The following is a 22167-nucleotide window of genomic DNA, read 5'->3' as shown; positions in this document are numbered from 1 at the left end:
GATCTATCTCGGCCCCAGGACCCGCGTCCTGGGGCCGAACTCGTTCCGGAGTACGGAGAGGATCACGGAGACAACTGCGTTTTCCCTGGTCACAGAGGTCGATGCGGGTGCGACAGGGCGGCGTGGAGCCTGCGTGCGGCGGCGGGAAGCCCTGCTCGCTCCGGCGTCCCGCGCACGGCATCGACATCGGCACCCGCATCGACCTCTGTGACCAGGGAAAACGCAGTTGTCTCCGTGATCCTCTCCGTACTCCGGAACGAGTTCGGCCCCAGGACGCGGGTCCTGGGGCCGAGATCTCACAGCCGAGATCTCACTGTGCGCCCGAAGGGATTCGAACCCCCAACCTTCTGATCCGTAGTCAGATGCTCTATCCGTTGAGCTACGGGCGCGTGGCCGTACGGCCGGAGACGAGGATAGCGTCCCGCGAGGGATCACCCAAACGCGGGGCTCACGTCGTCGCTCGGCGCACATCACCCGCACGGAAGGATCCGGCCCCGGCGGCGGCAACCCCGCAGCAGAAAGCCCCGGTCCCATGACGGCGACCGGGGCCCTGCAGTGCGGAGACGGTGGGATTTGAACCCACGGAAGGGTTGCCCCTTCACGACCTTAGCAGGGTCGCGCACTAGACCTGGCTATGCGACGTCTCCAGGCTGGGACAGGTTACCCGGCCCGATGACCGTGCCGCAAAGGACCCCCCAGCGTGCCGCCCGACGCTCCGCGCACCTCGCAGTACCTCGGAACCGGTCGCCCTCCGGGCGCCCGTCAGTACCTCAGGGCGCCCGTCAGAACTTGAACGGGATCGGGATCGGGCCGCAGCAGCAGACGCCGCGCACGTCGCTCGCCATGAGGAGGCTCGCGGCGCGGTAGCAGGCGAGGAACCGCAGCCCGGTGGGGACGACGCCGCGCAGGAGCCCACGCCGTCGGACGATGTCGCGGACCGCGACCGAGCAGGACTCGCCGTCGTGCGCGACGCGGTGCGCGCAGCTCCAGCCCTTCCGGGGCGAGACACGGTCCTGGTACAGGCCGATGAGGTGGTCGACCGCGCGGGCCGGGGCGGTGGTGATGCGGTCGGGTCTCATGGCGTGACGGTAGGGTGCCGGCCGCGAGCGCGCGCGCTGGGCGAGTGCTCAACCCACCGGCGCACCCGCCGATGAATGTGCCGTGACCACGGCGCCCGATCTCGCGACGGAGCCGCTCGCCGACCGCACCCCCGCGCGGCCGGACCACGTCTGGCCTCACCACGTCCGGCCGATCCACATCCGGCCGGATCCTGTCCGGTCGACGCGCGTCCGCTCGGCCGCTGTCCGCCCCGGGTTGCGCACCGCGCTCAGCCTGGTGCTCGTCGCCGCCGGCGTGGCGCAGGGCGTCAGCCACCCGCAGGTGGTCCGCGACGCGCTCGGCACGGTCGCCGACGCCACGGGCGTCCACCTCCCCGGCCGGCTGCCCGCACCCGAGGACCGCGACTTCCCGACCCCGGGCGTCGAGGCCCCCGCGCGCCTGCTCGCGGCGCCCCTCGTCCCCTCGAGCGACGCGACCTTCGCCTTCAACCACACCGACACGGCACCCGACGGCGCGGCCATCCCCGTCTCCTGGTCGCCGTGCCGGCCCCTCACGTACGTCGTCGACCCGGCGAGCGCCCCGCCCGACTTCGCCGAGCGGGTCCGCGCTGTCGCGCACGAGGTCGAGGCGGCGTCGGGCCTGGTGCTGGCCGACGACGGCACGACGACGGAACCCGCGACCCTTCCGCGCGCCGCCTTCCAGCACGCGCGCTACGGCGACCGGTGGGCACCTGTCCTGGTGCGGTTCGCGGACGAGACGGCGACGCCGGCGCTCGCGGGCGGCGTCGCGGGCGTGGCCGGGCAGACGATGTCGACCGACCCGACGACCGGCACCCGGCACCTGGTGTCCGGGGCGGTCTTCCTCGACACCGAGCTGCTCTCGTGGCCAGACCACGACGGCGAACCCGCCTACCTGGGCACGCTGCGGCACGAGTTCGGGCACCTCGTGGGCCTCGGGCACGTCGACGACCCGACGCAGCTGATGCACCCGGTCAACCAGGGGCAGGGGGCGTTCCAGGCGGGTGACCTCGCGGGGCTCGCCGCGCTCGGCAGGGGGCCGTGCGCGCCGGGGCTGTGACGCCCTAGCGTGGCCCCGTCACCACCGGCGACCCCCGCAAGCCCCCGCAAGCCCCCGCTAGCACAGGAGCGTCACCATGCCGACCACCACCCCCCTCCGCGCGGGTGGTCCCGCGCTGGTCCAGGAACGCCGCCTCGTCACCGAGATCCCGGGCCCGCGCTCGCGCGAGCTGGCGGCGCGACAGGCGGTCGCCGTCGCGCGCGGGGTGAGCACCACGATGCCGGTGTTCGCGGCCGCGGCCGGGGGCGGCGTCGTCGTCGACGTCGACGGGAACTCCCTCATCGACCTGGGCTCGGGCATCGCGGTGACGACGGTGGGCAGCAGCGCGCCGGCGGTGGTCGAGGCGGTGCAGGCGCAGGTGGCTGCGTTCACGCACACCTGCTTCATGATCACGCCGTACGAGGGCTACGTCGCCGTGGCCGAGGCGCTCAACGCCGCGACGCCCGGGGACCACGAGAAGCGGACGGCGCTGTTCAACTCGGGCGCCGAGGGGGTCGAGAACGCGGTCAAGATCGCGCGGTCCTTCACGCGCAGGGACGCGGTGGTCGCGTTCGATCACGCCTACCACGGCCGCACCAACCTGACGATGGCCCTCACGGCGAAGAACCAGCCGTACAAGTCGGGGTTCGGGCCGTTCGCGCCCGAGGTCTACCGCGCGCCCGTCTCGTACCCGTTCCGTGACGGGCTCGACGGCGTCACCGCGGCCCGGCGGGCGATCGCGACGATCGAGAAGCAGGTGGGCGTCGAGAACCTCGCGGCGCTCGTGATCGAGCCGATCCAGGGCGAGGGCGGGTTCGTCGTGCCCGCGCCCGGGTTCCTGCCGGCGCTCGTCGACTGGTGCCGGGAGAACGGCGTCGTGTTCGTGGCCGACGAGGTGCAGACCGGCATCGCGCGCACGGGCACGATGTACGCGAGCGAGCACGAGGGGATCGTCCCCGACCTGGTCGTCACCGCGAAGGGCCTGGCCGGCGGCCTGCCGCTGTCCGCCGTGACCGGGCGGGCGGAGATCATGGACGCGGTGCACGTGGGCGGGCTCGGCGGCACCTACGGCGGCAACCCGATCGCGTGCGCTGCCGCGCTCGCGACGCTCGACACGGTACGGGAGGAGGGCCTCGTCGCGCGCGCGGCCGAGATCGGCGACCGCGTGACCGCTCGGCTCCGGGCGCTCCAGGCCCGCGACCCGCGCGTCGGCGACGTCCGCGGGCGGGGCGCGATGCTCGCCGTCGAGCTGGTCGACCCGGCCACGCGCGAGCCCGACGCCGCACTCACCTCGGCCGTCGCCGTGGCGGCTCGGGCGGAGGGCGTCATCGTCCTCACGTGCGGCACGGACGGGAACGTGCTGCGGTTCCTCCCGCCCCTGTCGATCCCCGGCGCGCTGCTCGACGAGGCGCTCGACGTGCTCGACTCCGCGTTCGCGGCGGCGATCTGAGCGAACCTCCGCGTTGTCAGAGCTACGTGAGGCGTGAGCGTCGCCCAGCTCTGACAGGTCGCCGGGCGGGGCGATCGCGTCGGCGGACCTCAGGACGTGACGGGTCCCGTCCGGTAGGTGCGCGACGGGCGGGCCCGGCCGGCGCGTCGTCGTCCGTCGAGGTGGCTCGCCATGCAGCGAGAGCTAGACGCGGCAGACGGGCGGCGGGGCCGGACGGCGAGGCGAGGAGATGAGGCGAGCCGGGATGAGGCGAGCCGGGATGAGGCGGGTCGCGAGAGCGACCAGCGGAGGGCAAGGGATTCGAACCCTTGAGTACGGGGTCACCGCACTAACGGTTTTCAAGACCGTCTCTTTCGGCCGCTCAGACAGCCCTCCTGGTGCCGGCGCACCGAACCCGAGGGCCGGCGCGAGCACGGTCCGCATTGTGCCAGGGGTTGCGGGCCTGCTTGCACTGGTCCTGAATGGACCCAGGGCGCAGCGGGGGGCCGACCGTACCGGTCCCGCGACGGACGGGGGAGCCACATGGCGCGAACCGCTCGATCACGGGCCGCAGCGAGCGCCGTCGTCCTGGCACTGGCGCTCACTGCGTGCAGCGGCAGCGGCGGCGGCGGCGGCGAGCCCAGCGACGGTGAGATCCTCCATCTCGCCCTCAACCAGACCGATCAGCACCCCTCGTACATCGCGCTCACCGCGTTCGGCGACCGGCTGAGCGAGGCGACCGATGGCGCCTGGACCATCGACGTCTTCCCCAACGAGACCCTCGGCGCCCAGCAAGAGGCGCTCCAGCTGGTCAGCGACGGGATCATCGACTTCGCGATCGTGTCCGGTACCCAGCTCGAGAACCTCAACCGGGACTTCCTCGTGTTCAACCTGCCGCGGGTCTTCGACTCGGTCGAGCACCAGATGCGCGTGGTGCACGACGACGAGATCGTCGGCGAGCTGTACTCCTCCCTCGAGGAGAGCAACGGCTTCACCGTGCTCGGCGGCTTCACCCAGGGGGCGCGCAGCATCTACACGACCGACGGCCCGATCGTCACGCCCGACGACCTCGCGGGCCAGAAGATCCGCGTGCAGGAGAGCGAGCTGCAGATCGACATGATCCGGGCGATGGGTGGGTCGGCGACCCCGATGGCGTTCGGCGAGGTCTACACCGCGCTGCAGTCCGGGGTCCTCGACGGAGCGGAGAACAACGAGGTCTCCTACGTGACCCAGAAGCACTTCGAGGTGGCGCCGTACTGGTCGTCCACCAACCATCTCGTCGGGCTGGACTACCTGATCATCAACACCGACACGCTGCGCAGCATGCCGGACGACGTCCGAAGCGCCTTCGACGACGAGTGGGCCGACGCGCGCGACCAGTTTACCGAGCTCTGGGCGCAGGCGACCGAGGACGCGATCGAGGACGCGAAGGCGGGCGGGGCGCAGTTCAGCGAGGTCGACACCGAGGCGTTCGACGCGGTGCTCGAGCCGCTGGCCGAGGAGTACCTGAGCAACGACGTCCAGCGCGAGCTGTACGACGCGGCGCGCGCCGCCGCCGAGCCCGAGGAGCCGTGACATGACCGCCGTGAAGTCCGGGCTCGACCGCATCCTCGCGGTGATCTGCTGGATCCTCTTCGCGCTGCTGGTCGTGACCGTCGTGTGGCAGGTGTTCTCGCGTCAGGTGCTCGACGCGCCTAGCACGTGGTCGGAGGAGCTGGCGCGGTACGAGTTCGTCTGGCTCGGCTTCTTCGCCGCGGCGCTCGTCTTCTCCGAACGGGGCCACATCGCCGTCGACTTCCTCGTGCGCAAGTTCTCCGAGAACGCCCAGCGGGTCGTCGCCATCGGGGTCCAGGTGCTGATCATCGTCTTCGCGCTCGGCGCCCTGGTCTGGGGCGGCTGGCGAGCGGCGATGGGCGCGTGGGGGCAGAGCCTCAGCGCCCTGCCCACACAGCTCGGGGTGATGTACCTCGTGATGCCGATCGCCGGGCTGTTCATCACCTTCTACGCCGTCTACCACCTGCAGCTCGTCGTGCGGCGGAAGGAAGAACCCCTCGGGTACGCCGAAGTCGACGAAGCGATCTAGGAGACGACCATGGACCCTGGAGCGCTCGCCGCACTCATCCTGCTGGTCAGCATCGTCCTCATGATCGCGTCCAGCACACCGATCGCGATCGCCATCGGCCTGTCGTCGCTGCTCGCCGTGATCGCGCTCGTGGGGCTCGAGGGGGCCGTGCTCGTCACCTCGCAGCGCATGTTCACCGGCATCAACTCGTTCCCCCTGCTCGCGATCCCGTTCTTCGTGCTCGCCGGGGTCCTCATGAACAACGGAGGCATCGCGGGCCGACTGATCGACGCCGCCAAGGTGCTGGTCGGTCGGGCGCCCGGGTCGCTCGCCCAGACGAACGTCGTCGCGAACGCCATGTTCGGCGCGGTCAGCGGCGCGGCCGTGGCGGCAGCCGCGGCCGTCGGGACCGTGATGGGTCCGCGCCAGGCGAAGGAGGGGTACGACCCGAGGTTCTCCGCGGCGGTCAACGTCGCCTCCGCGCCCGCCGGGATGCTGATCCCTCCGAGCAACACGTTCATCGTCTACTCGCTGGTGAGCGGGACGTCGATCGCCGCGCTCTTCATGGCCGGTGTCGGCCCGGGCCTCGTCTGGGTCATCGCCTGCATGCTCGTCGTCGCGCTCTACGTCGCACGGAACCGCGACTCGATCCAGGTCAGCCCCCGGGTCACCGGGAAGCAGGTGCTGGTCACGCTCTGGAAGGCCGTCCCGTCGCTGCTGATGATCATCATCGTGATCGGCGGCATCCTCGCCGGGCTCTTCACGGCGACGGAGTCGGCGGCGATCGCGGTGGTCTACTGCCTCGTCCTCGGGTTCGCGTACCGCATGCTCAAGGTCTCCGAGCTGCCGGGCATCCTGCTCGACGCGGCGCGGACGACGGCGATCGTCATGCTGCTCGTCGGCGTGTCGTCGGCGCTCTCGTTCGTGATGTCCTTCGCCCGCGTGCCGGACACCATCTCGGCCGGGATCCTCGCGCTCACCGAGAACCCGACGGCGATCCTCGTCCTCATGATGGTCATCCTGCTGATCGTCGGGACCTTCATGGACCCGACGCCGGCGATCCTCATCTTCACGCCGATCTTCCTGCCGATCGTGTCGCAGTTCGGCATCGACCCGATCCACTTCGGCACGATGATCGTCTACAACCTCAGCGTCGGGGTGATCACGCCGCCGGTCGGGAACGTGCTCTTCGTCGGCGCACGCGTCGCCGGGCTCCGCATCGAGCCCGTGGCGGCGAAGCTGGTGCCGTTCCTCCTCGCGTTGATCGTCGGCCTGTTCGTGGTCGTCTTCCTGCCGCAGCTGTCGCTGTGGCTCCCGACCCAGCTCGGCCTGGTCGCGACGGCGCCCTAGCCCTCCCTGACCCTGCCCTAGCCCGCACCCGGTGGCGACGCCGCATCCGTCGGACGACGCCGGAACCACCAGCCCTCCGGGTACCCCGGGGAGACGATCGCCAGCCCGTACGTGTCGGCCTCGCGCGCGAGCAGCGCGTCGTAGGTCGCGAGCATCGTGATGTCGGGGTGCGCCACGGCGGTGCCCAGATGGAGCGCGGCGAACGGCGAGAGCGACCCGGGCGCCGTCGCCGCGGCCGCGAGCGTCTGGTCGGAGAACCGCACGACGGTGAGCCGCTCGCCCACCTCGTGGGCGCGCGTCCGACCCCCGGCGTCCAGCCCCTGCGCCACGCGGCTGAGCTCGGTGAGCCCGAGCGGCGTCGTGACGAAGGACGGCTCGAACGCCTCGGCCCACGCCCGCCACTCACGCGAGCCGGGCAGGTCGAGCAGGTAGCGGCTCAGCGCCGACCCGTCGACGTAGACCAGCATGCTGCCCCGATCCCCGTGGCGTGCCCCCGTGGGGCTGTCAGGGCTCCGAGCCTAGCCAGGGTCGGGCGCCTCGCCGACGCGGCCGACCGGGGGCGCGCGACAGCCCCGGTCGGCCGCTGGGGGGAGGGCCGACCGGGGCTGTCACGTCGAGCGCTCAGGCGCCGCGCAGCCGCTCCATCGCGAGCTGGACGAGCTGGATGAGCGCCTGCTTGGTCGCCGCGCGCGAGCGCGCGTCGGTGTACAGCACGGGGACGTGCGCCGGGATCTGCAGCGCCTCCCGGACGTCGTCGAGCTGGTGCTTGGCGACGCCGTCGAAGCAGTTGACCCCGACCACGAACGGGATGCCGCGGCTCTCGAAGTAGTCGATCGCCGGGAAGCACTGCTCGAGGCGATCGGTGTCGACGAGGACGACGGCGCCGATGGCACCGCGGACCAGGTCGTCCCACATGAAGAGGAAGCGGTCCTGACCGGGCGTGCCGAACAGGTACAGCCACAGCGACCCGGGCAGGGCGATGCGACCGAAGTCCATCGCCACGGTCGTGGTCGTCTTGCGGTCGGAGACCCCACCGGCGTCGTCGACGCCGAGGGAGTGCTCGGTCATGGCCGCCTCGGTGTTGAGCGGCTCGATGTCGGAGATCGACCCGATGAAGGTCGTCTTGCCGACGGCGAAGCCGCCTGCCACGACGATCTTGACGACGGTGGGCGCGACATTTCCGCCAGTGGCCGTCGGGGCGGCCACCGCGGTGTCAGAGGGCGGAAATGCCATTGAGAACACTCTCCAGCACGCTCAGGGACAGGGCAGGTGACTGTCCGGTGTGGACGTCCACCGGGGTCGAGGTGTGGACGCGGATGTACTTCGCGTCCGTAAGGTCGGCCACGATGATGCGGACGACCCCGAGGGGCAGGTGCAGCAGCGCCGAGAGCTCGGCGATCGAGACGTACGTGTGGGCGGCGTGCTGCAGGATCGCCCGCTTCTCCGGGGTGAGGCCCTGCCCGCCGACGGCGCCGGGCATGACCTCCACCAGGGCCTCGAGCGGCAGCGGGGCGTCGGAGCTCGTCGTGCGTACCCGCCCGCCGGTCACGGCGTAGGGCCGGACCGTTCGCGCCTCGTACTCCACGTGTTCCGTCATCGGGTCACCCGACCGGGGTCCGCGTGGCCCCGTCGACCGGGAGCTGTCCACGCATCTCCGTGATGAGCTGAGGCGTCAGCGTCGCCTCGGTGCGCGAGACGAGCATCGCCATCTCGTAGCCGATGAGGCCGACGTCGCAGCTCGAGTCGGCGACGACCGCGAGGACGGAGCCGTTCGAGACGCTCATGAGGAACAGGAAGAGGTTGTCCATCTCGATGATCGCCTGGCGGACCTCGCCGGCCCGCAGCTGGCGCGAGGCTCCGCGGGTCAGGCTGGACATCCCCGAGACGATGGCGGCGAGCTGGTCGCCGCTGGTCCGGTCGAGCTGGTCCGACATGGCCATGAGCAGCCCGTCCGCCGAGACGACCATGGTGTGCCGGGTCCCCGGCACGGTACGGACGAAGTTGTCCAGGAGCCAGCCGAAGTTGGCCGCCTCGGTGCTGAGCGCTGTCACTCTTCCTCCTTGAGAGATTCGCCGGAGATGCCGGCGGCACGAGATCCCATGGTCACCATGTCGGTGCCGGTGTGTGGTCATGAGATCCACGGTCGACGGGGGGCTCGTCGCCCCTCGCGGACTCGCCGTCGGCAGGTCCGTCAGCCGCGCGACGTCCGCGGCTCGTACCGGACTGGAAGCTCGACAGCCGCGAACGCAGCTGCTCCGCATCCCGTGCGGTGGGCCGGTCGCCGTCGGGGAGAACGATCTCCGGGGCGGCCGGGATGGCGGTGGGGACTCGGCGCTGCAGCGTCGCGCCGCCCCCGGTCCCGCTGGTACCGACCGCACTCGGCCGGTAGGCGGACAGCTGGCTGAGCTCGGCGAGCGCCTGCTCCTGGATGTCGGACCGGAGCGCGAGCATCGCAGCCACCTCTCCGTCGAGAACTCCCGGGGACACCGGACGCCGCGCGACTGCTGCCGGGAGCGACGGGGACGGGAGCCGCCCCCCGTTGTCCTCCGGCGCCGCAGCCGCGGCCGCGTGCTCGGCCGACCACGTGGGCGCGGACCAGCTCTCGGCCGGCGCGGCCGGCGTGAAGGAGGTCGCAGCCGGGGGCGCAGCCGGTGCCGAAGGCTCGACGTCGTGCTGCTGCGGGCTCCATCGCGGTGCCGCCGGGACGGCGGACGTCCAGCGACCGTCGGACGCGGGGGCGTCGGAGTCGGCGTGGGCACCGGGCGTCGAGTCCCAGGCGGACGAGCGGACGGGCGGACCGGCGGGCACCGACGGCGCGGGCGTCTCGGCGACCGGGGCGGAGGCCGCCATGGGTCCCGCCGGAGCTGTGGCCGCTGCCGGCACAGGGGCGTGTGCGTGCTGGTCGTCCCCCGACTTGCGCCGCAGCCATCCGAAGAAGCCCTTGCGCGGCTCGGCTGCGGGCGGGACCGGGAACGGCGATGCCGGTGCGGCGGCCGTGCCCGTCGGGGTCGGCGCGAGACCCGGGACCGGCGTCGGCTCGTACGCCGGCGTGGGGGCGGGCGTCGAGGCGGGCCTCGAGGCGGGCGTGGCCAGCCATCCGACCGACGGCGCCGAGGTCGGGGCCGCGTCCGGGGCTGCGCTGGAGGTCGGCTGGACATGCCAGTCCGCGACCGGGGCCACGGTCGGTGCCGTCGTCGGGGTCGGGGTCGGCTCGACGCGCCACTCGACCGACGGCGCGGAGGCGGGCTCGGCGTGCCACGAGGCGACCGGGGTGCGCCCGGGCAGCGTCTGATCCGCGGCCACCGCCTGCTCGGGCGCGGCCTGGGCCGGGGCCCACTCCTCGCTCTCCGGCGCCTGCCACGTGCTCGCGACGGGGGTCGGTGCCCAGGTCTCCGCGACGGGGGTCGGAGCCCACGCCTCGGGGCCGGCGGGCTGCTCCCAGCTCTCGGCGACCGGCGTCGGCTCCTCGCTCTCCGCGAAGGCCGGAGCCCATCGCTCAGCGGGTGCCTGCCACGCGTTGACAGGCTGCGCGTCGACAGGCTGCGCGTCCACAGGCTGCGCGTCCACAGGCTGCGCGTCCACAGGCTGCGCGGCGGGCCGGTGCGCGGCGGGCTGATCGGCGGCAGCCGGGTCGGCCACCGCACCGGTCCCGGTCTGCTGACCGGACCGGCCGTCGGCGCCCCCACCCTGCTGGTCGACACCCCACGCCCGGGCCTCGTCGAGCGTCCGCTCGAAGCCGGCCGGCTCCCCGCCGTTCGACGACGTGTACCCGGCGTAGCCGCTGAACGCGGTGAAGCCGGGGCTCCGGCGCGCGGGGAGCGGCTGCTCCACCGGCGACTGCTGCTCGACCGACGACTGCTGCTCGACCGACGACTGCTGTTCCACCGACGACTGCGGGGCGGGCACCTCGGCCACGGGCGCATGCAGCTCGAGGTCGGAAGCGGGCTCGGCCACCGGCTCGTACGTCACCGGCTCGTACGTCACCGGCTCGTGCGTCTCCGGCTCGTGCGTCACCGGCTCGTGCGGCACCGGCTCGAGGTCCACAGGCTCGAGGCGGATCGTGTCCTGGTGCATCGAGTGCATCTGCGGCGAGGCGGGCCTCGGGGTCCACGGCGCGTCGTCGTCGGGCGCGAGCTCGGGGATCACGAACGCCGGACCGACCGGTCCGGCCGGCGCCACCTGCGCAGCGCCCGCGACGGCGTCGCCGGCGGTCACGGCGTCGCCGGCCGTCGCGGCGTCGGACGGCGCACGACGCTCGAGGGGAGCGTCCGCACCCGGAGGGAGCGCGTCGACCGCGCGGCCGCGGAAACCCGCGAAGAGGCTGCTGCGCGCGGCGGGGGGCAGCGGCGTCGGCGCGGCGGCCGGGGCCGGCTCGTCGTCCGGCTGCGCCCAGTGCTGGCTGCTCGCCTTCTCGCGGCTCGGGAGGAGCCGGGGGCCCGCGGCGTCGACGACCGGCGGGGTCCAGCTGTCCTCGGCCCCGACCGCGAGCTCGGGGGCGAGCTTGGGCTCGCTCCGCAGCGGGAGGACGATCTTGCTCTCGTCCCGCTCCGCCTGCTCGGCGGCCGGCTGCTGCGGCTCGGGCGCCGACTGACGGCGACGAGGCAGGCCGAGCGAGGTCGATCCGTCGGTCAGGGCCGCGAGGTCCACGGGGACCGCGACGGGCGCCTCGGGCTCGGCGGGTCGCTGCGTGGGCGTCGACGCCGGGGCGGCGGCCTGCGGGCCGGCCAGGCTCGAGAGCGGCGTCTCGGAGAGGTCGAACAGCGACGACGGGAAGCGGACCGTGGCGGTCGTGCCGTTCCCCGTCGAGCTCCTGGCGAGCGTTACGTCGGCGTCGAGCCGGTTCGCGAGGCGGCCGACCACGTAGAAGCCCAGTCGCTGGGCGCCGAGCACGTCACCCGCGCTCGACGTCCGGATCTTCTCGTTCGCGGCCTGCAGCTCGGCGTCCGACATCCCGAGGCCGTGGTCGCGCACGACGACGACCATGTGCGTGCCGTCGCTCGTCATCGACGTCTCGACCTCGACGGGCACCTCGGGCTCGGAGAACACGGTGGCGTTCTCGAGCAGCTCGGCGAGGAGGTGGGCGGCAGGGAGCGCGTTGTGGCCGAGCATCGCGGGGTCGACGCCGAGCTCGAGCTGGACACGGTCGTACTGCTCGATCTCGGACGAGGCCGTGCGGATGACGTCCGAGAGCGGCATGGCGTCGCGCATGCGACGACCCGAGTCGATCCCGGCGAGCACCAGGAGCGACTCGGCGTTGCGGCGCATCCGGGTGGCGAGGTGGTCGAGGCGGAACAGGTTCGCGAGGACGTTCGGGTCCTCCTCGGCGCGCTCGAGGGAGTCGATGAAGGACAGCTGCCGGTTGAGGAGCACCTGGTCGCGGCGGGCGACGTTGACGAACATCTCGGCGATCGAGCCACGCAGCGCGGCCTGCTCCTGCGCGACCTCGATGGTGGTCGCGTTGACCGAGTTGAACGCGGCCGCGAGCCGGCCGACCTCGTCACGCGAGTTCACCGGGATCTGGGCGAGCGTGAGGTCGGGACCCTCACCGGGGATCGACACCTGCTCGACGAGGCGAGGCAGCTGCTTGCGGACCTCACCGGCGGCCGTGGTGAGGCGGCGCAGCGGGACGACGATCTGGCGGGCGACCAGGAGCGCGACGAGCACCGAGACGATGAACGTGACGATGGCGATGGCGATCGTCAGTACGGCCTCGCGGGTCGCGGCCGCCGAGTTCCGGTCGGCGATGGCCGCGCCGACGGCCCGCATCTGCTCGTTCACGGTCCCGAGCTCCTCGAGCTCCGCCATGGCCGCGGCCTGGAACGCTGCCGGGTTGATCTTCGCGATCTCCTCCGGGTTGCCGGAGGAGAGCGTGAGGCGGTGCACGGCGTAGGTCGCGTCCATCGACGTCAGCGTGACGTCCTCGAGGTCGAGCGCGTTGACGGCTTCGCGAGCCTGGTCGCGGAGCACCGTGTCGGCCGCGGTCTGGGCGGCGAGCGCCCGGACGGAGTCGGGCTCCGAACCCCGGGTCATGATCGCCCGCATGGCCGACGGGAGCTCACGGACCATGGCCTCACCGGCCTCGCCCACGAGCCCGTAGGCGCTGAAGTAGCGGGCCAGCTCCCGGTCGCTCAGCGAGTCGGAGACGACACGGGCCTGTGCGACGTGGAGGCCGATGATGGAGCTGTACTGGGCCTCGACCGCGCTCGGGAGCAGCAGGCTGTTGCCGTCCACCCAGTCGCGGATGCCGGGCAGGTCCGCACGCGCCTCACGGGTGCCCGCGAGCGCCACGATGACCTCGTTCGGGAGGGCTTCGACGTCGACCTCGTCGACCACCGCGGTGACCGCCGCCGCACCGGCGTCGGTCTGGGCTCGCGCCTGGTCGAGCGCCGGGCGGGTCGCCGGGTCGGAGATCAGCGTCAGGGATGCCTGCCGCTCGGCCTGCATGGCCCGGGTCAGCGTGCCGAGCTCGTCGGCGACGCCGATGAGCTGCGTGACCGCTCGGGCCGCACGCGCCTCCTGGACCGCCTGCGCCGAGAAGAGCGTCGCAGCAGCGAACAGGACGAGCACGGGCACGGCAAGGGCCGCTAGAACCTTCCCGCGGATGCCCAACCTGCGCAGCATGGCTTACCTCTCTCCATCACCTGGCCGACGCGATGCGCCGACGGCCGGCCCGACCAGGGTGGTCCGGCGCCGTTTCCCCTACATCGGCTCGCCGTCCCGAGGTCATGAGCAGCCCCGGCGAAGTTTCTCACCGCGCCGGGGTCAAACGGTTCGATTCTGGACACCCGGTTTAGAGTCGACAAGGTGCGCGCGGTGATCATCAGCCGGCCCGGGGGGCCCGAGGTGCTCCAGGAGAGCACTGTGCCCGAACCCGTCCCGGGTCCCGACGACCTGGTGCTCGAGGTGGCAGCGGCGGGGGTGAACCGTGCGGACGTGCTCCAGCGCGAGGGCAGCTACCCCCCGCCCGCCGGCGCCCCGCAGTGGCCGGGCCTCGAGGTGTCCGGGACCGTGGTCGAGGTCGGCTCGGAGGTCCGGGGGTGGGCGGTCGGCGACGAGGCCTGCGCGCTGCTCAGCGGGGGTGGGTATGCCGAGCGGGTACGCGTTTCCGCAGGTCAGGCGCTCCCTGCGCCCGCGGGGATCGACCTCGTCGATGCCGCCGCGCTCCCCGAGGCGGTCTGCACGGCGTGGTCGAACCTGGTCGACGCCGGGCGGCTCCGGGCGGGCGAGTGGGTGCTGGTGCATGGCGGCTCGGGCGGCGTCGGGTCGATCGCCGTCCAGCTCGCGACGGCGCTGGGCGCGCGGGTCGCGACGACGGCCGGCGGACCGGAGCGCGCCGCCCTGTGCGCGACGCTCGGGGCCGAGCTGACCGTCGACCACCGCGCCGAGGACTTCACCCGCTCCGTGCGTGCCGCGACGGACGGGCGTGGGGTCGACCTGGTGCTCGACGTGCTCGGCGCAGGCGCTCTCCAGCGCAACCTCGAGGCCCTCGCGACCGGGGGGCGGCTGGTCGTCATCGGGCTGCAGCGCGGCCGGCGGGCGGAGCTGGACCTGGGGCTGCTGCTGTCCCGCCGGGCGACGGTCGTCGGCACGACCCTGCGGTCCCGGCCCGCGGCGGAGAAGACCGCGATCGTGGCTGCGGTCCGGGAGCACGTGTGGCCGATGGTCGACGACGGCCGGCTCCGCCCGGTCGTCCACGCGCGGCTGCCCCTGGCGGCGGCCGGCGACGCCCACCGCATGCTCGAGCGCGGCGAGGTCTTCGGCAAGGTGCTCCTGGTGCCCTGACCGCTCACCGCCCGCTCCTGAGCTTCTGCGCCCCGTGCAGCCCTGCAGCCCGTGCAGTCCGTGCGTCCCCGACCCCGCCGCGCGAGCCCGGACCGATGCTGCGCGGTGCTGCCCGGCGCGGGGCGGCGCGGGCGATGATGGGCGGATGTCTGACACGGACCCTGAGCACACCCGCACACCCGAACCAGCGCCTGGCGAGCGGACAACAGCGCGCGACGCGAGCGACACCGCGGGGCGCGGCGAGACCGCCCGGCCGCGCGTCGTCGTCGTCGGACCCGATGGCGTCGGCGTCGCGAGCGACGACCACGGGCCCGGTGAGGCCACCGTCGGCACGGACGAGGCCGGCGAGGACGCCGCGGGCACGGTCGACCAGCCGGCGAAGGTCATGCGGATCGGCACGATGATCAAGCAGCTGCTCGACGAGGTGCGCAGCGCGCCGCTCGACGAGGCGGCCCGCGCGCGGCTCGCGGAGGTGCACGAACGCTCGCTGCGCGAGCTCGAGGACGGGCTGTCGCCGGAGCTCGTGGCCGAGCTGCATCGCATCACGCTGCCGTTCGAGGACGACGCGACGCCGTCGGACTCCGAGCTGCGGATCGCGCAGGCGCAGCTCGTCGGGTGGCTCGAGGGGCTGTTCCACGGGATCCAGACGGCGCTCGTCGCGCAGCACATGGCGTCCCAGGCCCAGCTCGCGCAGATGCGCCGCGCGCTGCCGCCGGGGCTGACGGTGGTGCCCGGTGGGCCGGATGTGCCGGGTGGGCCGGGCGCAGGCGAGGGTGCCGAGGCGAACGACGGGCGGCCCACGCCGGGGCAGTACCTCTGACCGGCCTGCAGGTCTGAGCGCTAGCCGGGGTCGGCGACCGGCGCGGGTGCCGGCGTGCCGCGCGTGAACGAGGTCAGCGCGATCGCGCCCGAGACCGCGACCAGGCCGAGCACCTCGAGCGGCGTAGGGAGCTGGCGCAGCACGAGTGCACCGATCACCGCGGCGGTCGCGGGCAGCATGGCCTGGAGCAGCGCGAAGGTCGCCGAGCTGACCCGACGCAGCACGACCTGGTCGATCACGTACGGCACGACGGACGAGAGCAGCGCGACCGCCAGCACCGCGAGCGCGACGCGCCCGTCCGTGACGACCGGCCCGGCCGATCCCACGAGGAACGGCGCGAAGACGAGCCCGCCGGCGACCATGGCCAGCGAGAGCGACGTCACGCCCGACTCGCCGAGCGCCACCCGCCGTCCGAGCAGGATGTACGCGGCCCAGCACGCGGCCGCGGCGAGGACCGCGACCAGGCCGACGACGACGTCGGGCCCGCCTCCCGCGTCGAGCGTCACCCCCGCGAGCAGCACGACCCCGACGGCGGCGAGCGCGATCCCGACGCGCTCACGCCACCCTCGACCGGTCAGCGTCGCGACGGCGATCGGGCCGAGGAACTCCATCGCGACCGCGGTGCCGAGCGGCAGGTGGTCGATCGCAACGTAGAACGTGACGTTCATGGCGGCCAGCACGGTGCCGAACCCGGCGACCGCGAGCAGGTCACGCCGGGACCAGCGGCTTCGCCACGGCCGCCGCCAGGCCACGAGCACGACCGCCGCGACGACGATCCGCAGCCAGGCGACGGTCGGCGCGCCGAGCACCGGGAAGAGGTCGACGGCGATCGCCGCACCCAGGTAGAGCGTCAGGCCGGAGAGGAGGAAGAGCGCGGGCGCCGGGACCCGGTCCCGGGCCGGGACGTCGGGCGGACGTCCGGGGGCGCTGGTCACCTCTGGAGGCTACGAGACCCTCGGGCGCGTTGCGTCCGCACTCGCGGGGGTCATCGCCTCAGCGGGTGCGGACGCGACGGGCGGGCCAGAGGGGGTTGCGCGTCAGCCCTTGACCGAGCCCGCCAGCAGGCCGCGGACGAAGTAGCGCTGCAGCGCGAGGAAGACGAGGACCGGCACGACCATCGAGATGAACGCCCCGGCCGAGAGCAGGTGCCACTCCGACCCGCGGCTGCCGGACAGCTCGGCGATGCGGACGGTCAGCGGGGCGACGTCGGGTGCGCCGCCCGCGAAGGTCAGCGCGACGAGCAGGTCGTTCCAGACCCAGAGGAACTGGAAGATCGCGAACGACGCGATGGCCGGCGTCAGGAGCGGCATGAGGACCTGGAAGAAGATCTTCACGTGACCCGCGCCGTCGACCCGGGCGGCCTCGACCAAGGAGGGCGGCACGTCCTTCATGAAGTTGTGCAGGAGGAAGATCGCGAGCGGCAGCGCGAACATCGAGTGCGAGAGCCACACGACCCAGAACGACCCCTCGAGCCCCCAGTCGACGTACTGCGAGAGCAGCGGGATCAGCGTGACCTGGATCGGCACCACCTGGAGCGCGAAGACGGCGACGAACAGGATGCTGCGGCCCTTGAACTCGATCCACGCGAAGGCGTACGCCGCCAGCAGCGCGAGCGAGATCGGGATGACGACCGACGGCAGCGTGATGACGAACGAGTTGATGAAGAAGGTGGAGAAGTTCGTCGAGCTGCCGAACAGCGCCTCCTGGTAGTTGTCCGTCGTCACCTCGGGCGACGTGAAGAACGTCCACCAGCCGGACCGGCGGATGTCGAGCTCGGGGCGGAACGAGGTGATCAGCAGGCCGAGCGACGGGATGGTCCACAGCACCGCGATGACGATCGCGAGCAGCGAGGCCCACGGCGAGCTCAGCTTGCCCTGGGCGGCGATGGCGCGCTTCTCGACGCGGGTGAGCCGTCGCCCCCGCCCGGGCGCGGGGACCGAGGCCTCGCCCGGCTCCTTCTTGACGAACGACTGGGGCGGCAGCGGGGTCGTCGTCATCGGATCTCCTCCGACAGGCGCAGCTGGCGGACGTTGTACACGATCAGCGGGATCACGAAGACGAACAGGATGACCGCGAGCGCCGCGCCGAACCCCTGCTCGTTGAAGCGGAAGCTCTGCGTGTAGAACTCGTTCGCCACGACCGACGTCTCGAAGTTGCCACCGGTCATCGTCCGGACGATGTCGAAGACCTTGAGCGTGCCCATGGCGATCGTCGTGACCACCACGATGAGGGCGGGACGGATGCTCGGCACCGTGATGAAGCGGAACATCTGCATGCCCTTGAGGCCGTCGAGCCGCGCCGCCTCGATGATGTCGTCCGGGATCGCCTTGATCGCGGCCGAGAGCACCGTCATCGCGAAGCCGGTCTGGATCCAGACCATGACGGCCATGAGGAAGAACGTGTTCGTCGGCGCGTTGAGCAGGAACTGCTGGGGCTCCCTGCCGAGCCAGACGAGCAGCTGGTTGGCGAGGCCGGTCTGGTTCACCCCTGGCTGGTTCGGCTTGTACTCGTAGACGAACCTCCAGATGATCGAGGCCGCGACCATGGAGATCGCCATGGGCAGGAAGATCAGGCCCTTCGCGACCGCCTCGAACCGCGTGCGGTCGACGAGCACGGCGTACACGAGCCCGATGAACGTGGCCACGACCGGCACGATGAGCACCCACAGCGCCGTGTTGCGCAGCACGATCTGGAACTGGTCCTGGGTGAATGCCGTGACGTAGTTGTCGAGGCCGACGAAGTTCTTGCCGCCCCGGTCGAAGAACGAGGCGTACATGGTGCGCAGCCCCGGGTACACGAGCCCGAAGCCGATCGCCAGGACCGTCGGACCGACGAAGCCGAGGACGACCAGCCAGTTCGGGATCCGCTTGGGCCGGTCGACGGCGAGCAGGATCGCCCCCATCACGACGACGAACAGCACGATCGCCACGACCATGAGCGTGAGCTTCTCCGCGGGCGTCCCCGCGTCGGTCAACCAGTCCATCTCGCACTCCGCGTCCCGGGGACGGACGTCCCCGCAGTAGCCACCCAGAGGTCCGGCGGGCGTCTGCCTCGCGTGCCCGGCCGTGGCGCTGGGGGACCCACCGGTCGATGGGTCCCCCAGCGGCTCATCGTGAGGTCAGGACGCCGGCCACGCGGCCTCGATGGCGTCGAGCACGGCCTTGTCGTCCTTGTCGCTCGCGAACCAGGCCGTCATCTCCGTCCAGAACGCACCGGCACCCACGGAACCGGGCATCTGGTCGGAGCCGTCGAACCGGAACGTGTAGCTCTCGTCGGTGAGCAGGTCGAACGACAGGATGTCGATCGGCGACTTCAGGAGGTCCCGGTCGAGGCCGCTGTTGGCGCTGATCCAGCCCTGCCCGGTCACCTCGGCCTTGGCGTTGGCCCACTCGGGGCTCGAGAGGTACGCCTGGAACGCCTGGACCTCGGGGCGGTCCGAGAACGCGGCGACGAACTCGCCACCGCCCAGGAGCGGCTTGTCGTCGGCCGACTGACCCGGCAGGTAGAACGCGAAGACGTCACCGTCCTCGGCGACCTCGGTGCCCTCCGGCCAGTTCGCCTGGTAGAAGTTCGCCGCGCGGTGCAGCCAGCAGGTCCCGTCGAGGATCGGCAGACCGGCGTCGACCCACGGCGCCGCCGCGATGGACTGGACGTCGCCCAGGCCGCCGTTGACGTAGTCCTCGTTCTTGAGGATGGAGCCGACCGTGCCGAGCGCCTCGACGATCTGCGGGTCGTTGAACGGGATCTCGTGGTTCACCCACTGGTCGTAGACGTCGGGGCCGCCCGTGCGGAGCACGACGTCCTCGAGGAAGTCGGTGGCCGGCCAGCCCGTGGCGTCACCGGACTCGACGCCGGCGCACCAGGGCTTGGCGCCGGACTCGGCGATCGTGTCGGAGAGCGCGATCAGCTCGTCCCACGTCGTCGGGATCTCGTAGCCGGCCTCGTCGAACATCGAGGGCGAGTACCAGACGAACGACTTCACGTTCGCGCCGAGCGGAGTCGCGTAGAGCGTCCCGTCGACCGTGCCGTAGTTGACCCAGCCCTCGGTGTAGAACTCGTTCGCGTTGTCGATCACGCCCTGCGGCGCGGGCACGAGGGCGTCCGGGTAGTCCTCGGTGATGGACTTCAGGAACCCCGGCTGCGGGATGTACGCGAGGTCCGGCGGGTTGCCGGCCTGGATGCGCACGGGGAGCTGCGCCTCGAACTCGCGCGAGCCCTCGTACGCGATCGTCGCGCCCGTGCACTCCTCGAACGGCTTGTACGAGTCGCGCTGCTGCTGGGCCTCCGGGTCGACGATCGAGGCGTAGACCGAGATCTCCTTGCCGGACAGGTCGCCGTAGTCCGCGTAGGCCGCGCAGTCGGTGTCACCGCCGGTGGCACCGCCACCCGCGGTGTCGTCCCCGCCGCCCCCACCGGAGTCCCCTGAACATGCCGACAGGGCCAGGGCGAACCCCAGCCCGCCGGCGACCGCCGCCAGAGAGCGACGAGAACGGATGCTGGACATCACGTGACCTCCACTGCGTTGTGGTCTGAGTCGCTCCGAATGGGGACAAAGTACGCCTCCGGCGGAGCCTTGCGGCTCATGCAAACGCTTACATCTGGCAAGTGCAAGCACCCCACCCTTCGGCGAGGGTCACAATTGCGCAACGTCGTGCTCAACGATGGACCGGGTCGGCTGCCGGGGGCCGCGGGGCGGCGGTCGAGCCCCGCTCGACGAACGTCGTGGGGTACACCACCTCCGCCGGCGCCGGGGCCCCCGCGATCATGTCGAGCAGCAACGTCGCCGCCGCGGAGCCCTCGTCGACGGCCGGCTGCGCCATCGTCGTCAGGCCCACCAGCTCACCCAGGTCGTGCCCGTCGACGCCGATCACCGAGAGGTCGTCCGGGACGGCGAGGCCGAGGGCACGGGCGGCGAGGATCGCGCCCATCGCCATCTCGTCCGACGCGACGAACACGGCCGTGAGGTCGGGGCACTGGCGCAGCAGCGTGGCGAGCGACTCGCGACCGCCCTCCACGTCGAAGTGCCCGTGCGTCTCCATCGTCGGGTCGACCGCGAGGCCCGCGGCGCGCATCGCCTCGAGCCAGCCCTCGCGCCGCTCGACCGGCGGTGACGCCGGCGCGACGTCGAAGGGCGACCCGCTGATGTGGCCGATGCGGCGGTGCCCGAGGTCGATGAGGTGCTCGGTGGCCCGCCGTCCGGTCGTACGGTCGTCCAGACGGACGGTCACCTGGCCCGGGACCCCGGTCCCGATGAAGACCAGCGGACGGCCGAGGTCACGCAACGCCTCGACCTCGCCGTCCTCCAGCGGCAGGCCTACCACCAGGACCCCGTCGACCCGACGCCGCAGCACGTCGGGGTCGAGCCGTCGCCGAGGCGCCCGCCGCGGGACCTCGAACGTGTACAGCAGCGCGTCGAACCCCCGGGTCCGCAGCGCGCGCTCGGCGCCCTCGATCACGTTGGCGAAGAACCAGTGGTTGATCCACGGCGTGAGCAGCCCGATCGTGCGGGTGCGGCCCGAGGCGAGCGACGCGGCCGACGGCGAGGCGACGTACCCGAGCTGGGCGGCGGCGTCGGCCACCCGGCGACGGGTCTCGGCCGACACGTTCGGCAGCCCACGCAGCGCGCGGGACACCGTCGCCGTCGAGACGCCGGCGGCGCGGGCAACCTCGTCGATGCCATGGGCCACGGTGGCTGATGGTGCCACCGGGCGTGAGGTCAGTCCATCAGGCCGAGCAGCTCAGTCCATCAGGCCCAGCAGGTCAGTCCATCAGGCTCAGCAGGACCTCGACCGCGCCGTCGTCCTCGATGGTGCCCGTGACCTCGTCCGCCACCTCGCGCACGTGCTGCGGCGCGTGGCCCATGGCCACGCCGCGCGCGGCCCAGTCGATCATCTCGACGTCGTTGCTGCCGTCGCCGATCGCGACCGTGCGCGAGGGCTCGACGCCGAGCAGCTGACGCACCTTCTCGAGCGCGCTCGCCTTGGTCACACCGTGCGGGGCGATGTCCATCCAGGCCGTCCAGCCGATGGCGTAGGTCACGTCCGACAGGCCCATGCGGTGCACGAGCTCGTGGAACTGCTCGCTCGTGTGACCGGGGCTGCGGACGACGAGACGCGTGACGTGATCGGACCAGAGGTCCTCGAGGTCGACGACGGCCTGGCGCCCGCTGAGCTCGCCGTCGGGGAACAGGCCGTTCATCCGGAACCCGACGCCGACGTCCTCGACCGCGAAGAGGGCGTCGGGGAGCTCGGCGTGCATGAGCCGAAGGGCCGGTCCCGGGTCGAAGGTGATCCGCTCGGTGATCTGGTACCCGCCGGGGGCGTCGGGGTCGAGCCGCGTGGTGACCGAGCCGTTGGAGGTCACCAACCAGCCCTCGTCGATCCCGAGGTGCTGCGCCACCGGGAGGGTCGCGTGCAGCGATCGCCCCGTCGCGAGCACGACGTGCTCCCCGCCGGCGCGCACCCCCGCGACGGCGTGCCGGACGGCGTCGGACATCGCCTCGTCGTAGGTGACCAACGTTCCGTCGATGTCGAGGGCGACGAGCAGCGGGCCGTCGCCGACGAGGTGCGCCCGGCCCGACCACGATCCGCCCATCGCCCGGGCCCCAGG

At 72.4% G+C, this 22167-nt stretch carries 19 protein-coding genes and 3 tRNA genes; 7 read left to right on the top strand and 15 right to left on the bottom strand.

Annotated elements, in window-relative coordinates:
- Positions 1 to 316 precede the first annotated feature (316 nt).
- From HIR71_RS13105 to yidD, 3 genes are all read right to left on the bottom strand, one after another.
- Positions 317 to 389, bottom strand: a tRNA-Arg gene (locus HIR71_RS13105).
- A gap of 169 nt (positions 390 to 558) precedes the next feature.
- Positions 559 to 647: transfer RNA gene (locus HIR71_RS13100), tRNA-Ser, on the bottom strand.
- Positions 648 to 782: 135 nt separating this feature from the next.
- Positions 783 to 1079: a membrane protein insertion efficiency factor YidD gene (gene yidD / locus HIR71_RS13095; RefSeq protein WP_169325515.1), complete on the bottom strand. Its 297-nt coding sequence runs from the start codon at positions 1077 to 1079 to the stop codon at positions 783 to 785.
- Between the two features lie 82 nt (positions 1080 to 1161).
- Here yidD and HIR71_RS13090 point away from each other — a divergent pair, with 82 nt between their 5' ends.
- Both HIR71_RS13090 and gabT read left to right on the top strand, forming a co-directional pair.
- Complete coding sequence (locus HIR71_RS13090; protein WP_169325514.1) at positions 1162 to 2136, top strand: zinc metalloprotease; 975 nt, start codon at positions 1162 to 1164, stop codon at positions 2134 to 2136.
- A gap of 76 nt (positions 2137 to 2212) precedes the next feature.
- Entirely contained in the window at positions 2213 to 3565 is a 1353-nt protein-coding gene (gene gabT, locus HIR71_RS13085) for a 4-aminobutyrate--2-oxoglutarate transaminase (RefSeq protein ID WP_169325513.1), read from the top strand.
- 285 nt (positions 3566 to 3850) lie between these two features.
- Here gabT and HIR71_RS13080 read toward each other — a convergent pair.
- Positions 3851 to 3940, bottom strand: a tRNA-Ser gene (locus tag HIR71_RS13080).
- 147 nt (positions 3941 to 4087) lie between these two features.
- Between HIR71_RS13080 and HIR71_RS13075 the strand changes: the two genes are divergently transcribed.
- The 3 genes from HIR71_RS13075 to HIR71_RS13065 are packed head-to-tail and all read left to right on the top strand — an operon-like array spanning position 4088 to position 6956.
- Positions 4088 to 5119 carry a TRAP transporter substrate-binding protein gene (locus HIR71_RS13075; protein ID WP_169325512.1) on the top strand — a complete coding sequence of 344 codons (1032 nt, stop codon included), beginning with the start codon at positions 4088 to 4090 and terminating at the stop codon, positions 5117 to 5119.
- Between the two features lies 1 nt (position 5120).
- Positions 5121 to 5627 carry a TRAP transporter small permease gene (locus tag HIR71_RS13070; RefSeq protein ID WP_169325511.1) on the top strand — a complete coding sequence of 169 codons (507 nt, stop codon included), beginning with the start codon at positions 5121 to 5123 and terminating at the stop codon, positions 5625 to 5627.
- Between the two features lie 9 nt (positions 5628 to 5636).
- Positions 5637 to 6956, top strand: a complete 1320-nt coding sequence (locus HIR71_RS13065; protein ID WP_169325510.1) for a TRAP transporter large permease — start codon at positions 5637 to 5639, stop codon at positions 6954 to 6956.
- Between the two features lie 17 nt (positions 6957 to 6973).
- On the opposite strand, the gene HIR71_RS13060 is transcribed toward HIR71_RS13065, so the two are convergent.
- The 5 genes from HIR71_RS13060 to HIR71_RS13040 all read right to left on the bottom strand — a co-directional run bounded on the left by HIR71_RS13060 (position 6974) and on the right by HIR71_RS13040 (position 13529).
- Entirely contained in the window at positions 6974 to 7423 is a 450-nt protein-coding gene (locus HIR71_RS13060) for a PIN domain-containing protein (RefSeq protein WP_169325509.1), read from the bottom strand.
- Between the two features lie 154 nt (positions 7424 to 7577).
- On the bottom strand, positions 7578 to 8189 hold the full coding sequence (locus tag HIR71_RS13055) for a GTP-binding protein (RefSeq protein WP_169325508.1): 612 nt from the start codon (positions 8187 to 8189) through the stop codon (positions 7578 to 7580).
- Complete coding sequence (locus HIR71_RS13050) at positions 8170 to 8553, bottom strand: DUF742 domain-containing protein (protein ID WP_169325507.1); 384 nt, start codon at positions 8551 to 8553, stop codon at positions 8170 to 8172. Before HIR71_RS13050 ends, HIR71_RS13055 begins: the two co-directional genes overlap by 20 nt.
- A 4-nt stretch (positions 8554 to 8557) precedes the next feature.
- On the bottom strand, positions 8558 to 9007 hold the full coding sequence (locus HIR71_RS13045) for a roadblock/LC7 domain-containing protein (protein ID WP_169325506.1): 450 nt from the start codon (positions 9005 to 9007) through the stop codon (positions 8558 to 8560).
- A 52-nt stretch (positions 9008 to 9059) separates the two neighbouring features.
- Positions 9060 to 13529: a sensor histidine kinase gene (locus HIR71_RS13040; RefSeq protein ID WP_169325505.1), complete on the bottom strand. Its 4470-nt coding sequence runs from the start codon at positions 13527 to 13529 to the stop codon at positions 9060 to 9062.
- A gap of 231 nt (positions 13530 to 13760) precedes the next feature.
- Between HIR71_RS13040 and HIR71_RS13035 the strand changes: the two genes are divergently transcribed.
- Both HIR71_RS13035 and HIR71_RS16485 read left to right on the top strand, forming a co-directional pair.
- A complete protein-coding gene (locus HIR71_RS13035; RefSeq protein ID WP_169325504.1) occupies positions 13761 to 14738 on the top strand; it encodes an NAD(P)H-quinone oxidoreductase in 978 nt (325 codons plus the stop codon).
- A 145-nt stretch (positions 14739 to 14883) separates the two neighbouring features.
- Positions 14884 to 15558, top strand: coding sequence for a bacterial proteasome activator family protein (locus tag HIR71_RS16485; protein WP_282959296.1), 675 nt, complete (start codon positions 14884 to 14886; stop codon positions 15556 to 15558).
- 20 nt (positions 15559 to 15578) lie between these two features.
- Here the strand turns inward: HIR71_RS16485 and HIR71_RS13025 are convergent, their stop codons facing one another.
- From HIR71_RS13025 to HIR71_RS13000, 6 genes are all read right to left on the bottom strand, one after another.
- On the bottom strand, positions 15579 to 16493 hold the full coding sequence (locus tag HIR71_RS13025; protein ID WP_169325503.1) for an EamA family transporter: 915 nt from the start codon (positions 16491 to 16493) through the stop codon (positions 15579 to 15581).
- A 102-nt stretch (positions 16494 to 16595) separates the two neighbouring features.
- A complete protein-coding gene (locus HIR71_RS13020; protein WP_169325502.1) occupies positions 16596 to 17555 on the bottom strand; it encodes a carbohydrate ABC transporter permease in 960 nt (319 codons plus the stop codon).
- Entirely contained in the window at positions 17552 to 18541 is a 990-nt protein-coding gene (locus HIR71_RS13015; protein WP_169325501.1) for a carbohydrate ABC transporter permease, read from the bottom strand. Before HIR71_RS13015 ends, HIR71_RS13020 begins: the two co-directional genes overlap by 4 nt.
- Positions 18542 to 18676: 135 nt before the next feature.
- Complete coding sequence (locus tag HIR71_RS13010) at positions 18677 to 20062, bottom strand: ABC transporter substrate-binding protein (RefSeq protein WP_169325500.1); 1386 nt, start codon at positions 20060 to 20062, stop codon at positions 18677 to 18679.
- 151 nt (positions 20063 to 20213) lie between these two features.
- Positions 20214 to 21245 carry a LacI family DNA-binding transcriptional regulator gene (locus tag HIR71_RS13005; protein ID WP_169325499.1) on the bottom strand — a complete coding sequence of 344 codons (1032 nt, stop codon included), beginning with the start codon at positions 21243 to 21245 and terminating at the stop codon, positions 20214 to 20216.
- A 73-nt stretch (positions 21246 to 21318) separates the two neighbouring features.
- Complete coding sequence (locus tag HIR71_RS13000; protein WP_169325498.1) at positions 21319 to 22152, bottom strand: HAD family hydrolase; 834 nt, start codon at positions 22150 to 22152, stop codon at positions 21319 to 21321.
- Positions 22153 to 22167: the final 15 nt, after the last annotated feature.

The sequence above is a fragment of the Cellulomonas fimi genome, from assembly GCF_012952065.1.
Taxonomy (GTDB): Bacteria; Actinomycetota; Actinomycetes; order Actinomycetales; family Cellulomonadaceae; genus Pengzhenrongella; species Pengzhenrongella fimi_A.
Note: the sequence above shows the minus strand (reverse complement) of the source record. Positions and strands in the feature narration are given on the sequence as shown.